We start from the raw sequence: 14,232 nt of genomic DNA, 5'->3' as shown, positions 1-14,232 counted from the left end.
TTTTCAGACGACCTTTCTTCTTTCAAAACCCTACTTAAACCACGACTTAATCCGTGCAAACAAAGACATACTTTGTTTTTCGAAATTCTCCGCCTGTGCAGGCACTGGCAGCGCATTGCGGATCACTTTCATACCGGCAAAGGTTTGGGCGACGGGCATGATTTCGATGGAGTTGACGTTCATGTGTGCCGGACGCTGATAAAGCCATAGAGCCGTATCCGCAATGTCTTGCGGCTGAATGGATTCAACATTTTCATAAACCTTTTTCGCCCGCTCGTCATCGCCCTTAAAGCGGACGTTGGAAAACTCGGTACCGCCGCACAAACCCGGCTCGATATTGGTGACGCGGATGTTTTTATCCGCCAATTCCGCACGCAGGTTCATGCTGAACTGGCGCACAAACGCCTTGGTCGCGCCGTACACATTGCTGCCTTCATAGGCATAGCTGCCGGCAATCGAACCCAGATTCATAATATAGCCTTGTTTGCGTTCCGCCATTTGCGGCAAGATTTGGCGCGTCAGGAAAGTCAGACCAACGATATTCGTTTGAATCATGGTTTCCCAATCGCTGAAATCTGCCTTGTCCGCCGTTTCCAAACCCAAAGCCAATCCGGCGTTGTTGATCAGGCAATCGATTTCGGCAAAATTTTCAGGCAGGCTGTCGAGCGCGTTGCGTATCGACTCGGTACGCGAAACGTCCATTTCCAAAGGATAAAACCGCTCGCCCAATTCGGCTGCCAATGCCTGCAGTTTCTCGCCGCGCCGTGCCGCACCGATAACGGAATAACCGGCCTGTACAAACGTGCGGCACATCGCCTCGCCGAAACCGGCTGACGCGCCGGTAACCAAAATCGCCATAACTATTTCCTTTCTTTTCTCGTTTTGTAAACCCATTTCAGGTATGATTACGACTTTTCAGACGACCTCTTCGGATGTCGTCTGAAAAATATGAATAACAAAATACTATCACAGGACACCAAAGCCATGAATACCAAACTCTTCTCAGCGGCGCTGCTCGCTGCCCTGACCCTTGCTGCCTGCGGCGGCGGCGCACCCGCGCAACCCAAAGGTCCGATCTCCGAAGACCGTACCACCGCGTTCAAATCCATGATGCCCGAGTTCTCCAGCATGGGCAAAATGGTAAAAGGCGAAGAGCCTTACGACGTGGAAAAATTCAAGCAGGCTGCGGCAACTTTTGCCGAAACCAGCAAAAAACCTTTCACCTTCTTCCAATCTGACGACAAAGGCAACGGCCGCGCCCTGCCTGCGGTTTGGTCTGATGCGGCCAAATTCAAAGCCGAAGAGGACAAATTCGCCGCAGCCGTTGAAAAACTGAACGCCGCCGCACAAACCGGCAAGCTGGAAGAAATCAAAACCGCTTACGGCGAAACCGGCGCAAGCTGCAAATCCTGCCACGACACCTTCCGCGCTCCGGAAGAATAAGCTGCTGCGCAGAAACGCAAAAAGGTCGTCTGAAATCCGGTTTCAGACGACCTTTTGAGTTTCGATGAACAGGAAAAAAGTCATATCCTATAGTGGATTAAATTTAAATCAGGACAAGGCGACGAAGCCGCAGACAGTACAGATAGTACGGCAAGGCGAGACAACGCCGTAATGGTTTAAAGTTAATCCACTATAACATTGCAGACAAGTATCCCAAACCCGCTTTTTGTATCGCTGTCATTTCCCTTTTTCGCGCAGACGCAAGCCGATATGACGCTACCCATTCCCGACAAGGCGCGCTTACCCTGATTTTTGCGATTTGGCGCGGCGCACGGTAATGCTCTCGCCCCCGATACCCCAGTTATCCATATCCACTTCGTCAATGACGACGACCGTGGTCTGCGGATTTTTATTCAATACACGGGCAAGCAACTCGGTAACGCCATGGATAAGCTCGGCTTTCTGTTCGGCACTCGGAGCCTCGCTACCGCCCGTTACCTTGATATTGACGTAAGGCATCATTGTCCTTTCTAAGATGTAGTAATTCAAATAACCCGATTCATACCGTCCTTCTTGCTCCCGCCTGCGCAGGAAGAGAAATATAGTGGATTAACTTTAAACCAGTACAGCGTTACCTCGCCTTAGCTCAAAGAGAACGATTCTCTAAGGTGCTGAAGCACCAAGTGAATCGGTTCCGTACTACCTGTACTGTCTGCGGCTTCGTCGCCTTGTCCTGATTTTTGTTAATCCACTATAACTGCTTAGAAACGTCCTGTTTTTATTTTATTCCGCCTTAGGCGATGAGTTTAAAAGTCGTCTGAAATCCGGTTTTAGACGACCTCATCATTATCAGGCATTCATCTTGTCTTCAAACGCCGCCAAAATCCGCGCGACTTCTTCTGCGTCTTTGACCGCCCTTACCTCGTCAAACAATTCCTGCGCTTCTCCAAACTCTTTCTTCATCATGCCCAGCCATTGTTTCAGACGGGCGACGGGGTATTTGTTGTTTGCTTCTTTGGCGAGACACAAATGGAAAAATTGATTTATCCACTTCGACACTTCGGCGAAATCGGTATCACGGACGGTTTCGCCGTTTTCGTATTGTTTGATTTGGCGTGCCAAATCAGGGCGGATGACGGCGCCGCGTCCGAGCATGACGCTGTTGCAGCCCGTCATCTCTTTAATGCCGATATAGTCTTTGAGGCTGAACACGTCGCCGTTGGCGGTTACGGGGATGGCGACGTGTTCGCGGATTTTGCGTATCCATTCCCAATGCGCGGGCGGTTCGTAGCCTTCGACTTTGGTGCGGGCGTGTACGGTCAGGGCGCAGGCTCCGCCTTCGGCAATGGCGGCGGCGCATTCGAGCGCGAGGCTTTTGTCTTCGTAGCCGAGCCGCATTTTGCCGGTGAGCGGGATGTGTTCGGGCAGGCGTTGGCGCAGGGTTTTGACGATATGGTGGATGAGGTCGGGTTCTTTGAGCAGGACGGCGCCGCCTTTGTGTTTGTTGACCGTCGGCGCGGGACAACCGAAGTTGAGGTCGATTTTGTCCGCACCGAAGCGGACGGCTTCCAAAGCGTTGACCGCCATATTGTCGGCGTCGCTGCCCAAAAGCTGAACGGTACAGGGCGTGCCGGCGGGGGTCTTGTTGCCGTTGGCGATTTCGGGGGCGTATTTGAGCCAGGTGGAACGGGAATGGACGGTGTGGGTAATGCGGACGAACTCGCTGACGCATTCGTCGTAGCCGCCGATACGGGTCAGCAAATCGCGCATCACATCGTCCACCAGCCCCTGCATGGGCGCAAGGATAAGCTGCATATCGGAGGAGGTCGTCTGAAAAAAGGAAATGCGTATTGTAGCGGTATATCGGTTAAAATACACGCTTTCCACATGGACGGCGCAAGCGATGGCGATGAACGAAAAAATCCGTTTGATTATCGATACCGACCCCGGGCAGGACGATGCCGCAGCCATTTTGGCGGCACACGGTCTGGCACGGCGCGGCTTGGTCGATTTTTTGGGCATGACCGTCGTCGCCGGCAATGTCGGTATGGATTTGACGGCTAAAAACGCGTGCATCATCTGCGACTGGGCGGGCGAGGAAGATTTCCCTGTTTACGCCGGCGCAGTCAAGCCTTTATTGCGCGAACTGGAAACCGCGGAAGCGGTACACGGCAAAACAGGTTTGGACGGTACGGCGTTGCACGAACCGCGCTGTCCTTTGCAAAAGCAGCACGCGGTTGCGTATTTGGTGGAAACTTTGAGCCGCGCCGAAGACGCTTCGATTACTTTGTGTCCGATAGGCCCGCTGACCAATATCGCGCTGGCGTTGAGCATCGCGCCGGAAGCCGTCCGCGCCATCAAACGCATTGTCCTGATGGGCGGCAATTATTTTGAAGCGGGCAACATGACGCCTGCCGCCGAGTTCAATTTCTTCACCGACCCGCACGCGGCGCAAATCATGTTGCAAAGCGGCGCGCCGATTACGATATTGCCGCTGGACGTTACCCACAAGGCGCAAATCACTTCCGAACGCATGAACCGCTTACGTCGTCTGAAAAACGCCAACGGCAGCCGTTTGGCGGATATTCTGCAAAGTTACGAACGTTTCGACATTCAGCAGTTCGGCTTGGAAGGCGGTCCGCTGCACGACCCTTGCGCTGTCATCTGCGCCGTGTTCCCCGAATTGTTTTCAGGCAGGATGTGCCGCGTGGATGTGGAGACGCAAAGCGGACTGTCCAGCGGCGCGTGCGCCGTCGATTGGCACGGCACGACCGGCAAAACGCCCAACGCGCTTTGGATCACCGAAGTCGATGCCGACCGTATGTTTGAAGAACTGACCGCCGCCATTGCCGAACTGCCTTGATTTCCCGATTTTGATTTTTCAGACGACCCCTTTTCAGACGACCTCATCATGAACCCGAAAATTCCCGCCACAGCAGCCATGTTGGTCAAAAACTCGGAACGCTATCTGACCGAAGTATTGACCGCGCTTCAAGACTTCGACGAAGTTTTGCTGCTCGACAACGGCTCGACCGACCGCACCTTTGAAATTGCCGAACGCTTCACCAACGTCAGTTATTACAAATACGACTTCATCGGCTTCGGCCCGATGAAAAACCTCGCCGCCCGCCTCGCGCAAAACAATTGGATATTCAGCATAGACAGCGACGAAGTGGCAGACGGCGAACTGATTGCCGCCATCCGCAAAGCCGTGGCGGAAAACAAAGAACAAAACATCTTCTCGCTCTCGCGCCTGAACCACTACAACGGCCGCCTGATCAAAGCCTGCGGCTGGTATCCCGACATGATCCCGCGCCTTTACCACCGACGCTTTACCCGTTTTTCCGACCGTCAGGTGCATGAATCGCTGATTTTGCCGCCCGATGCAAACGTCCGTCCGCTCGAAGGTCGTCTGAAACACTATTCCTTCGAAAACGCCGAAGGGCTGATTCAAAAAATGCAGCAATACAGCTCGCTCTACGCCGAAGAAAACCGCTACAAAAAAGACAGCTCACCCTTCAAAGCCCTGTTGCACGGCAGCGTATCGTTTGTCAAAAACTACCTGCTCAAACGCGGCTTTGCCTACGGTGCGGACGGTCTGACCATTTCCATCGCCAATGCGCAAGGTTCGTACTACAAATACGTCAAACTTTACGAGCGCAACCGCAACATCAGCGTCGCCCTGATTGTGACCACCTACAACCGCCCCGATGCGCTGGAGCTGGTTTTAAAATCCGCGCTCGCGCAAACCCGCCTGCCCGACGAAATCATCGTCGCCGACGACGGTTCACGCCAAGACACTGCCGAGGTTGTCGAGTTCATCCGCAGCCACACCGACATCCCCGTCAAACATTCTTGGCGGCCGGACGACGGCTTCCGCGCCGCCGAATCACGCAACCGCGCGCTGGCGCAGGCAAAAAGCGACTACATCATCCTTATCGACGGCGACATGATACTCGACCCGTCCTTCATCGCCGACCACCTCAAACTCGCGCGCAAAGGCAGGCTGATACAAGGTTCGCGCGTCATCCTGACCCAAGCGCGCACCGAAGAAATTTTAGATTCCGGCGAATTGCCCGATTTGTCCGCGTTCAGCCAAGGCATAGAAAAACGCCTGTCCGCCCTACGCTGCCGTAGCCTGTCCGCCCTGATCGGCAGACAAAGCAGCCGCAAACACAAAGGCATCAAAACCTGCAATATGGGCTTTTTCCGCAGCGATGCGCTTGCCGTCAACGGCTTCGACAACCGCTTTGTCGGCTGGGGGCGCGAAGACAGCGAGTTCGTCGCCCGCCTCTTCCATAACGGCATGAAACGCCACAATCTCAAATTCGCCGGCATCGCCTACCACCTCTGGCACCACGAAGCCGAACGCGACGCCCTGCCGCAAAACGACGCCCTGCTCAAAGCCACGCTGTCCGAACAAAAAATTCGCTGCGAACATGGCATGGACGAGTTCATAAAATAAACCGTTTTATGCGTACTTCCCCCTCAAACGTCGTCTGAAACCTTTCAGACGACGTTTTATAGTGGATTAAATTTAAATCAGGACAAGGCGACGAAGCCGCAGACAGTACAAATAGTACGGAACCGATTCACTTGGTGCTTCAGCACCTTAGAGAATCGTTCTCTTTGAGCTAAGGCGAGGCAACGCCGTACTGGTTTAAAGTTAATCGACTATACCTTCAAGCAGCCGCCAGCCCATCAAATCTTTACTGAAACCAAACACTTGCAGTGCTATACTATTAATACAACGACAAACGATTCACACACTACGGTTACACATCATGTCCCCCCGCCCGATTACCATCACCTCATACAACATGCACAAAGGCATGTCCGCGCTCAACCGCAAAGTCCAAGTGGACAGTATGGCGGAAGAGCTGCGCGGCATAGGCTCGGATGTCCTGTTTTTGCAAGAAGTGCAAGGTCAACACCTGATGCGCAGCAACAGGCTGCCCGACTTTCCCGAACAACCGCATTACGACATCCTCGGCGACCGCCTTTCCTACAACCGCAGCTACGGCAAAAACGCCGTTTACCCGCAGCGCCACCACGGCAACGCTATCCTCAGCCGCCTGCCGCTGGAAACCCGCCACAATCTCAACATCAGCGTCAACAAACTCGAACAGCGCGGCGTCCTCCATTGCGAAGTCCTGCCCGAAGGTTGGGACACCCCGCTCGTCTGCCTGTGCGCCCACCTCAACCTGCGCGAACCCGACCGCGCCAAACAATACCGCGCCATCTTCGAATACGTCGTGCATCACATCGATCCGCAAAGCCCGCTGATTCTCGCCGGTGACTTCAACGACTGGCGGCAAAAATCCGCCCTGTCCTTAGGCAACGCCCTGAACCTGAACGAAGTATTCGTGGACAGCAACGGCAAACGCCCCAAAACCTTCCCCGCCCGCCTGCCCGTCCTCAGCCTCGACCGCGTCTATACCCGCAACCTGGAAGTCCTAGACTCCCAAATCCACAACGGCAAAAACTGGCAACGCCTATCCGACCACTTGCCCTTAAGCGTCAAAGTCCGACCCAAACTGCCTTGACCGTTCCAACGACAAAGGTCGTCTGAAAACCTGAAATCAGGATTTTCAGACGACCTTCCATATCCACGCTCCTACCCGCCACACCGTATGAGGTTCAAATACAGGATATTTATACCATCATTCAAATTCCATCATTCTTACTTGAATTTGCTGTAAAACGATAGAAGAATCTCTTTTATTTTCAAACCCTTTATTCCCCTACATTCCGTTTCCCGATAAAATACGCCTTTTCGATTTTGACTCTATCTGCCATGCCGACCGACCTTCAAACCATCAACCGCCTACTGCCGCAAACCCAGTGCCAAGAATGCGGCTATCAAGGCTGCCTGCCTTACGCACAAGCTTTGCTGCACGAGGATGCGCCTGTTAATTTGTGCGCGCCCGGAGGAGAAGCGGTGATGGTTGACATTGCCACCTTATTGGGCAAGCCGCGCGTCGCGCCCGTCAAAATCCAGCCCAAAGCCGTTGCCTTGATAGATGAGGCTGCCTGCATCGGCTGTACCGCCTGCATCCGCGCTTGCCCTGTCGATGCGATTATGGGCGCAAGCAAATTCATGCACACCGTCATCAGCGACGAATGCACAGGCTGCGGACTCTGCCTCCCGCCTTGTCCGGTGGATTGTATCGACATGATACCCTCCGAACAGGAATACCTCCCCGCCGCGCGCAGCCTGAGCCTCTCTTCAGAAGCGCGTTTCGCTGCCGCCGAACACGCGCAAAACCGTTTTGATTGGCACACCGAGCGCAAAGCGCGCGACGAGGCGGAACGCAAAGCCATGCTTGCCCAGCGCGAAGCTGCCGTTAAAGCCAAACAAGAGCAAATTCAAGCCGAACCCCAAGCTGCCGCCAAACCTGCCTTCAATCCCATGGATTTGATTGCCAAAGCCATGGCAAAAGCCCAATCCCAACAAGACAAACTGGTTGCCTCCGACAACCGCGAAGCATTCAAAAACCGACAAATCGAAGAAGCCAAAGAGCGCGCCGAATTGCGCCGCGCCCAACGAGATGTCAAATATGGCAACGAAGAAGAAAAAGCCGCCGCGCTTGCCTATCTGCACCGTTACAAAGCGGAGCAGGAAGCAGCCAAAGAAATACGGTGATTTTGGTAGAGAGACTGTAAAGGTCGTCTGAAATAGGTTTTCAGACGACCTTATGAAAAAAAGATTCCGTCATTCCGGTGCAGATGAAAATTCTTATTCAATAATCGGAAATTTCCAAATATAGTGGATTAAATTTAAACCAGTACGGCGTTGCCTCGCCTTGCCGTACTATTTGTACTGTCTGCGGCTTCGTCGCCTTGTCCTGATTTAAATTTAATCCACTATATATCACTCCTACGGAGAATATTGAGAAAAACGAATCACCGCTTCAACAAAAAGAAGGTCGTCTGAAAACGCAACATGGGGCAATCCCAGCGTTTTCAGACGACCTTTTTCAATCCTTCCTTATTTCTGCCAATACGTTTTCACGTTCACAAATTCATACAAGCCGAATTCAGACAATTCCCGTCCGTAACCTGAGGCTTTGACGCCGCCAAAGGGTAGGCGCAAGTCGCTGCTGGTGTGGCGGTTGATAAAGACCGAGCCTGCTTGGATTTTTTCGGCAAAATCCCAAGCGCGGCGGGTATTGGCGGTATAGATACTGGCGCCCAATCCGTAGGGCGTATCGTTGGCAAGGGCGACGGCATGTTCCTCGTCCTTCGCCCGCAAAATCATGGCAACTGGCCCGAAAACCTCTTCATTCCAAACGCGGCAGTTGGGATTCACTTTGTCCAACACGGTGGCAGGGTAAAACCAGCCCTTTCCTTCGGGAATGAAACCGCCTGCCAAAACTTCTGCGCCGTGTGCGACTGCGTCCTGTACTTGAGCGTGTACATTTGCGCGCAAGTCTTCGCGATGTAGCGGTGCGAGTGTGGTTGCGGGGTCTTTAGGATCGCCTGTTTGCAATTTGGCACATTCGGCAAGAAACAGGGGGATGAAGCGGTCGGCGACGGCTTCGGTAACGACAATGCGTTTGGCGGCATTGCAAGACTGACCGGCGTCGCGGAAACGCGAATAACAAGCTTCCGCAGCGGCGCGTTCGAGATCCGCATCGGGCATGACAATGAAAGGGTTGCTGCCGCCGAGTTCGAGGACGGTTTTTTTGAGTTGCATTCCCGCATGGGCGGCGAGCAGGCGGCCGGTTTGCGTCGAGCCGGTAAACGCCATCGCATCGGTGTCTTCGATGGCTTTCAACGTATCGTTGTTGTCCAACCACGCACCAATCAGCGGAAGGTCGTCTGAAACCAGTTCCAGCAACGCCGCGCTGACCCGTGCAACGCTGGGCGCAGGTTTGACGGCACAAGCATTGCCCGCACAAAGCGCGGGAATAGCAAAACGCAAAACCTGCCAGACAGGATAGTTCCACGGCATGACGGCAAGCACAACGCCCAATGGCTCAAAACGCACCTGACTGAGGCTTGCCTGCGTGGCAATGGTCTTATGCGCCAGCAACTCGGGGGCAAGGCGGACATAATATCGGATGAGTTCGACCGATTTATCCAATTCGGCACGGCATTCATGCAGGCAGCGTCCGACTTCTTCACAAACCATTTCCGCAAGCCGCTCCTTGTTTTGCGCCAAACGCTCGGCAAAGGCCTGCAACAAAGCAGTCCGTCCGGTCACACCCAATCGCGCAAACGCCTGCTGGCGTACTTTCAACGCTGTCAATTCTTGTGCAAACTCGGCATAACTCTGCGCAGGACGGCAGAAAAGGGTTTCGCCGGTATAGGCATTGATGCTGTGAAACATGGTTCGGCTCCTTTGTATGTCGGTTTTATTTTAGGTCGTCTGAAAAACAAGGGATGTTTTCAGACGACGTTTGTTCATCATCAAAGAAACGCGATTATATAGCAAACTTAGATAACTCCATGCAGTCCTATTCTAAATAGACAGCCTGAACGAAAAAGAATTTATGTAACTCGATAATCACTCATTAAAAAGTAATCGAATATCTAAGATAAACCTAAAAAAATAATAAAGGTCGTCTGAAGCCCTGTTTCCAAGGTTTTCAGACGACCTTTCATCATCAACACAGATTACAGGATGCCATTAACAGCTTCTTCCGCAGAAACCGTCTTATCAGCAAATGTAAACTGAGCATACTGATAATTCTTACTGCTGAAATAGTTCTGGAGACTGACCTGATCATCTCCGCCATAAGCTTTGACGACCAAATCATTACCCAAACGGCTGAATACCGCATCCGAGAATACTGCATTCTCAAATAACAACGTATCAGTATGTTCCAACAGGCTGCCGTAATCGGAAACCACATCCTTGCCGTGGCCTTTCTCGAAGACATAGGTGTCGGCTTCGCTGCTGCCGCCGTTCAGTCTGTCGTCTCCGGCTCCGCCGTTCAGAATGTCGCTGCCTTCGCCACCATGCAATTCATCGTTGCCTTCGCCGCCTTTGAGAATATCGGCACCTTTCTCACCACTCAGGTAATCATTGCCCGCATTACCTTCCAGCGTGTCAACGCCTTCGCCGCCGTAAAGGCTGTCATTGCCTTCCCCGCCTTTGAGCAGGTCGTCGCCGTTATAGCCGTACAGGTAGTCGTTGCCTTTGCCGCCGTCCAATACGTCGGCGGTATCCCAGCCGTAGAGGCTTTCGTTGCCGTCGGTACCGACGCCTTCCACCTTCATACCCGCCATGTCTTTGGCGGTAACGGTTTTATCGTCAAAGGCAAAGTCGTAGTAGCGGTAGGAACTGCTATCGAAATAACCTTGTACGGTTACGGCATCTTCACCACCGTAGGCTTTGATGACCAGGTTGTTGCCCGAACGGGTAAATACGGCTTCGGCAAACTTGGCGCCGTTGAAGCGCAGCGTATCGGTATGAGCTGCCTGGTAAGCGCTGTCGGAAACCACATCCTTGCCGTGGCCTTTTTCGAAGACATAGGTGTCGGCTTCGCTGCTGCCGCCGTACAGTCTGTCGTCTCCGGCTCCGCCGTTCAGAATGTCGCTGCCTTCGCCACCATGCAATTCATCGTTGCCTTCGCCGCCTTTGAGAATATCGGCACCTTTCTCACCACTCAGGTAATCATTGCCCGCATTACCTTCCAGCGTGTCAACGCCTTCGCCGCCGTAAAGGCTGTCATTGCCTTCCCCGCCTTTGAGCAGGTCGTCGCCGTTATAGCCGTACAGGTAGTCGTTGCCTTTGCCGCCGTCCAATACGTCGGCGGTATCCCAGCCGTAGAGGCTTTCGTTGCCGTCGGTACCGACGCCTTCCACCTTCATACCCGCCATGTCTTTGGCGGTAACGGTTTTATCGTCAAAGGCAAAGTCGTAGTAGCGGTAGGAACTGCTATCGAAATAACCTTGTACGGTTACGGCATCTTCACCACCGTAGGCTTTGATGACCAGGTTGTTGCCCGAACGGGTAAATACGGCTTCGGCAAACTTGGCGCCGTTGAAGCGCAGCGTATCGGTATGAGCTGCCTGGTAAGCGCTGTCGGAAACCACATCCTTGCCGTGGCCTTTTTCGAAGACATAGGTGTCGGCTTCGCTGCTGCCGCCGTTCAGTCTGTCGTCTCCGGCTCCGCCTGCCAAGGTATCTTTACCTGCACCACCTTGTAATGTGTCATTACCTGCTCCGCCATGCAGTATGTCATTACCACCATAGCCACTGATTGCATCATCCCCCGCGCCGCCTGTAATAAAGTTGGCAAGTTCGTTGCCATAAAGCGTATCGTCTTTTTCCGTACCGGTTTTATGGCCGAGTTTTTCCATCGCTTCTTTGCCCAAGGCTTCGGCATATTGTTCGAATGTACCACTGTTTACAGCATCCAGCGAATATTGCGCCATCAGCGATGAGAGTTCGGTAAATGCGTTATCACCCGAACTGATTTTGCTGTACGCTAAAAATTCGCCCAAATCCACAAAGGCTTTTTCAGGGCTGCGGGCGTACACTTCACCAAAGAGAGCGGCGACATCAGTGAAATCGAGTTTGAATTCGCCGTTTTCCAGCTTCAGTCCGATTTTGTTCAAATACGGTTGCAAACGGGTTTGGAAGAGCAGGTTTTCATAAACGTTGTCTGTCAGCTTGCTGTAAGTTTCGCGTACGGTTTTGAGGAAGCTTTCCATCTGCTCTTTGCTTTGCACATAGATAACACCGGACTTTTCACCCGAGAATGCGTCCAATGCCGCGATTTTCGTGCCCAATTCGTGCAGCTTTTCTTTGTACTCGTCTGAAACGCTGCCTACCATCAGCATTGCCTTTTCCTGTCCCGGAGTCAATGCGACACCTTCGTTCGCAGTACGCAGCATGGGGGCGGAGAAACGTGTGCCGACGCTGTAATTCGGATCGGTTTGCGCCCATTTGTCAACCAGATCGTCCAAGAGAGCTTTTTGCTGCGCCTTGGTTTCCGCTTTGGTATATGCCTGCAATGCTGCGGCAAGTGCGGGCGAAAGGGCTGCCGCTTCGCGCAGATCGCGCAAACGGCCGATGCCTTGCAGGTTTGCCGCCGCACGCTGTTCGTCGGTCAGATTGACGGATTGGCTATAACGGCTGTAAAGCGTATTGTTGCCAAACAACAAATCGCCCATTTTGCGCACATTGCCGTCTTTGCCGGTATAGCTGCCTTCCTGCGCCAGACGGTTACCATTGCCAAGATTTTGATTGGTATCTTGATATGCAACATTCAGAGACTGTACGCCGACTTCTTCCAGCGTAAACAACTCCTCTTTTTGGCTGACACCATCTTGATTCAAATCGCGCCATACGCGCAATTTGTCAAAGTCAGCATCTTTGGCATCGACCACGCCGTCGCCATTAGAATCATATTCCGCCAAAGCCGCATAGCCGTGCGCCGCCTTCGTGCCGTCTTTCAAAACGGAACTGTCGCCGAAAAGCTCCTTGCCGTCATTGATGATGCCGTCGCCGTTGCGGTCAACAACCAGCAAACCGTCGTCTGAAGCAACCCAGCCTGAAGCCGTGCGGATACCGTCGCCGTCATGATCGAACAATGCGCCTTTGTAGCCGTTGTGGGAAACGGTTTCGATACCGTCGCCGTCTAGGTCTAGGGTAAGCGGGTCGTAGATGTGGTATTTGCCATCGCGGTTGGCTTTTTGCCAGCGTTCCCAGTCTTCAGGGATACACCAGTTTCTGTTTTCGGGCGATCCCCAGTCGTCTTGGCGGAAATTGTCAGGATATTTCCAAACCCATTCTTTAAGTGTTTGAACTGAATCATCCCATTGTTCTTTTAGCCATTCTTCAAAATCTTCCTCTTTTTGCATTGCTTTTTCTAAATTTTTTTCGATAAGTTTATAAACTTCCTCTTTTGTTGTATTTAATTCTTTTAAAGCCTTTTCAAAAGTTTCATTCAAATCTTTGTGATTTTTTTCAAGGTATTTCTGTACATTTTCAATAACCTCGGGAATGCTTGGAGGTGCATTTTTATCAGCAGATGGGTTATATAAACTTACATCCAATCCGGTATTAGACATCGTTGCTGCCAAACCCGAAATACCTGCAGCAATAGTGCCTAGCTTGCTACCAACCGCATGTGCAGCTAATCCTTCAGGAGCTCCTACTACTGAAACCATAGCCATTTCAGATACTGCTTCAATACCATCAGCAACCACTGATAAACCCGCACCAACCAACCCCAAGCCATCAGATAAGGTAATTGCCTTATTAGTATTAGCTTTGTGTGCAATTTGCGTTACTGATGTTGTAACCGCTCCCAATGAGCTCGTTAAACCTGAAACACCAGGTAAAAAAGCTGAAGTAGAAACCAATGCAGCCACTGCATTTACATCTCCACCATCTTTTATATAAGTTGAAATTGAATTTGCCCATCCATCAGTATCAGAGGACATTTTTAAAGCTTCTTTGGATTTTTGATAGCCTGCAGGATTTACAATATTGCCCATAAAAAATACCTTAATTAAATTATTTAATATCGTTTTTAACCATTTGCAACAATGCAAGAATCCACATTGAAACAAAAACAAATCGCATAAATATACCAATAAAATATGAAATAGTAGCCTTCATATTTTTATTTGATTTCGATTCTTCTTTTACACTTTCCCATAATACTTTTGATTTAATAGCTGGAGAATATCCCAAAATATTTGACAACTCCTTTCTGATTTGTGTAGTTAAGTAAATATAAAGCAATACACAAGCAAAAAAAATAGCAAGCATTATTTTAAATAAAAAATTAGAATAATATAAAAAATATTCCATAAATAAAATCC

Annotated in this window: 12 protein-coding genes and 1 pseudogene; 6 read left to right on the top strand and 7 right to left on the bottom strand. The window is 51.6% G+C overall.

Annotation, left to right across the window (positions count from 1 at the left end):
• Positions 1–30 precede the first annotated feature (30 nt).
• Positions 31–858, bottom strand: a complete 828-nt coding sequence (locus tag DBY90_RS07090; protein ID WP_070492220.1) for an SDR family oxidoreductase — start codon at positions 856–858, stop codon at positions 31–33.
• 126 nt (positions 859–984) lie between these two features.
• Between DBY90_RS07090 and DBY90_RS07085 the strand changes: the two genes are divergently transcribed.
• Entirely contained in the window at positions 985–1,443 is a 459-nt protein-coding gene (locus tag DBY90_RS07085; protein WP_070492223.1) for a c-type cytochrome, read from the top strand.
• Positions 1,444–1,743: 300 nt separating this feature from the next.
• Here the strand turns inward: DBY90_RS07085 and DBY90_RS07080 are convergent, their stop codons facing one another.
• The gene (locus DBY90_RS07080) at positions 1,744–1,962 is read right to left on the bottom strand and encodes a tautomerase family protein (protein ID WP_016688155.1); all 219 of its coding nucleotides are present in this window, start codon (positions 1,960–1,962) and stop codon (positions 1,744–1,746) included.
• A 330-nt stretch (positions 1,963–2,292) separates the two neighbouring features.
• Positions 2,293–3,258 (bottom strand): tRNA dihydrouridine synthase, encoded by a 966-nt coding sequence (locus DBY90_RS07075; protein WP_070492685.1) that lies wholly within the window; start codon positions 3,256–3,258, stop codon positions 2,293–2,295.
• Between the two features lie 88 nt (positions 3,259–3,346).
• Between DBY90_RS07075 and DBY90_RS07070 the strand changes: the two genes are divergently transcribed.
• The 4 genes from DBY90_RS07070 (at position 3,347) to DBY90_RS07050 (ending at position 8,089) form a co-directional block, all read left to right on the top strand.
• Positions 3,347–4,306, top strand: coding sequence for a nucleoside hydrolase (locus DBY90_RS07070; RefSeq protein ID WP_083286755.1), 960 nt, complete (start codon positions 3,347–3,349; stop codon positions 4,304–4,306).
• Positions 4,307–4,354: 48 nt separating this feature from the next.
• The gene (locus tag DBY90_RS07065) at positions 4,355–5,908 is read left to right on the top strand and encodes a glycosyltransferase family 2 protein (RefSeq protein ID WP_070492684.1); all 1,554 of its coding nucleotides are present in this window, start codon (positions 4,355–4,357) and stop codon (positions 5,906–5,908) included.
• Between the two features lie 319 nt (positions 5,909–6,227).
• Complete coding sequence (locus DBY90_RS07055; protein ID WP_070492683.1) at positions 6,228–6,989, top strand: endonuclease/exonuclease/phosphatase family protein; 762 nt, start codon at positions 6,228–6,230, stop codon at positions 6,987–6,989.
• A 251-nt stretch (positions 6,990–7,240) separates the two neighbouring features.
• Positions 7,241–8,089: an RnfABCDGE type electron transport complex subunit B gene (locus tag DBY90_RS07050; RefSeq protein WP_070492682.1), complete on the top strand. Its 849-nt coding sequence runs from the start codon at positions 7,241–7,243 to the stop codon at positions 8,087–8,089.
• 115 nt (positions 8,090–8,204) lie between these two features.
• Here the strand turns inward: DBY90_RS07050 and DBY90_RS12825 are convergent.
• The 3 genes and pseudogenes from DBY90_RS12825 to DBY90_RS07040 all read right to left on the bottom strand — a co-directional run.
• Positions 8,205–8,315 (bottom strand): annotated as a pseudogene (locus DBY90_RS12825) (IS5/IS1182 family transposase); the annotation flags it as partial.
• A gap of 119 nt (positions 8,316–8,434) precedes the next feature.
• The gene (locus DBY90_RS07045) at positions 8,435–9,778 is read right to left on the bottom strand and encodes an aldehyde dehydrogenase family protein (RefSeq protein ID WP_070492681.1); all 1,344 of its coding nucleotides are present in this window, start codon (positions 9,776–9,778) and stop codon (positions 8,435–8,437) included.
• 287 nt (positions 9,779–10,065) lie between these two features.
• On the bottom strand, positions 10,066–13,263 hold the full coding sequence (locus DBY90_RS07040; protein ID WP_185952198.1) for a calcium-binding protein: 3,198 nt from the start codon (positions 13,261–13,263) through the stop codon (positions 10,066–10,068).
• A 142-nt stretch (positions 13,264–13,405) separates the two neighbouring features.
• Here DBY90_RS07040 and DBY90_RS12820 point away from each other — a divergent pair, with 142 nt between their 5' ends.
• The gene (locus DBY90_RS12820; RefSeq protein WP_185952197.1) at positions 13,406–13,807 is read left to right on the top strand and encodes a hypothetical protein; all 402 of its coding nucleotides are present in this window, start codon (positions 13,406–13,408) and stop codon (positions 13,805–13,807) included.
• A 114-nt stretch (positions 13,808–13,921) separates the two neighbouring features.
• On the opposite strand, the gene DBY90_RS07035 is transcribed toward DBY90_RS12820, so the two are convergent.
• On the bottom strand, positions 13,922–14,221 hold the full coding sequence (locus DBY90_RS07035; RefSeq protein ID WP_070490809.1) for a hypothetical protein: 300 nt from the start codon (positions 14,219–14,221) through the stop codon (positions 13,922–13,924).
• Between the last annotated feature and the right edge of the window lie 11 nt (positions 14,222–14,232).

This window comes from Neisseria mucosa (assembly GCF_003044445.1).
GTDB lineage: Bacteria > Pseudomonadota > Gammaproteobacteria > Burkholderiales > Neisseriaceae > Neisseria > Neisseria mucosa_A.
This window is presented reverse-complemented; position numbering and strand designations above follow the sequence as displayed.

What these genes read in the sequence shown, in the direction of transcription:
- DBY90_RS07090 (WP_070492220.1), bottom strand. Translation starts at nt 858, where the DNA reads ATGGCGATTTTGGTTACCGGCGCGTCAGCCGGTTTCGGCGAGGCGATG.
- DBY90_RS07085 (WP_070492223.1), top strand. Translation starts at nt 985, where the DNA reads ATGAATACCAAACTCTTCTCAGCGGCGCTGCTCGCTGCCCTGACCCTT.
- DBY90_RS07080 (WP_016688155.1), bottom strand. Translation starts at nt 1,962, where the DNA reads ATGCCTTACGTCAATATCAAGGTAACGGGCGGTAGCGAGGCTCCGAGT.
- DBY90_RS07075 (WP_070492685.1), bottom strand. Translation starts at nt 3,258, where the DNA reads ATGCAGCTTATCCTTGCGCCCATGCAGGGGCTGGTGGACGATGTGATG.
- DBY90_RS07070 (WP_083286755.1), top strand. Translation starts at nt 3,347, where the DNA reads ATGGCGATGAACGAAAAAATCCGTTTGATTATCGATACCGACCCCGGG.
- DBY90_RS07065 (WP_070492684.1), top strand. Translation starts at nt 4,355, where the DNA reads ATGAACCCGAAAATTCCCGCCACAGCAGCCATGTTGGTCAAAAACTCG.
- DBY90_RS07055 (WP_070492683.1), top strand. Translation starts at nt 6,228, where the DNA reads ATGTCCCCCCGCCCGATTACCATCACCTCATACAACATGCACAAAGGC.
- DBY90_RS07050 (WP_070492682.1), top strand. Translation starts at nt 7,241, where the DNA reads ATGCCGACCGACCTTCAAACCATCAACCGCCTACTGCCGCAAACCCAG.
- DBY90_RS07045 (WP_070492681.1), bottom strand. Translation starts at nt 9,778, where the DNA reads ATGTTTCACAGCATCAATGCCTATACCGGCGAAACCCTTTTCTGCCGT.
- DBY90_RS07040 (WP_185952198.1), bottom strand. Translation starts at nt 13,263, where the DNA reads ATGCAAAAAGAGGAAGATTTTGAAGAATGGCTAAAAGAACAATGGGAT.
- DBY90_RS12820 (WP_185952197.1), top strand. Translation starts at nt 13,406, where the DNA reads ATGCTTGGAGGTGCATTTTTATCAGCAGATGGGTTATATAAACTTACA.
- DBY90_RS07035 (WP_070490809.1), bottom strand. Translation starts at nt 14,221, where the DNA reads ATGGAATATTTTTTATATTATTCTAATTTTTTATTTAAAATAATGCTT.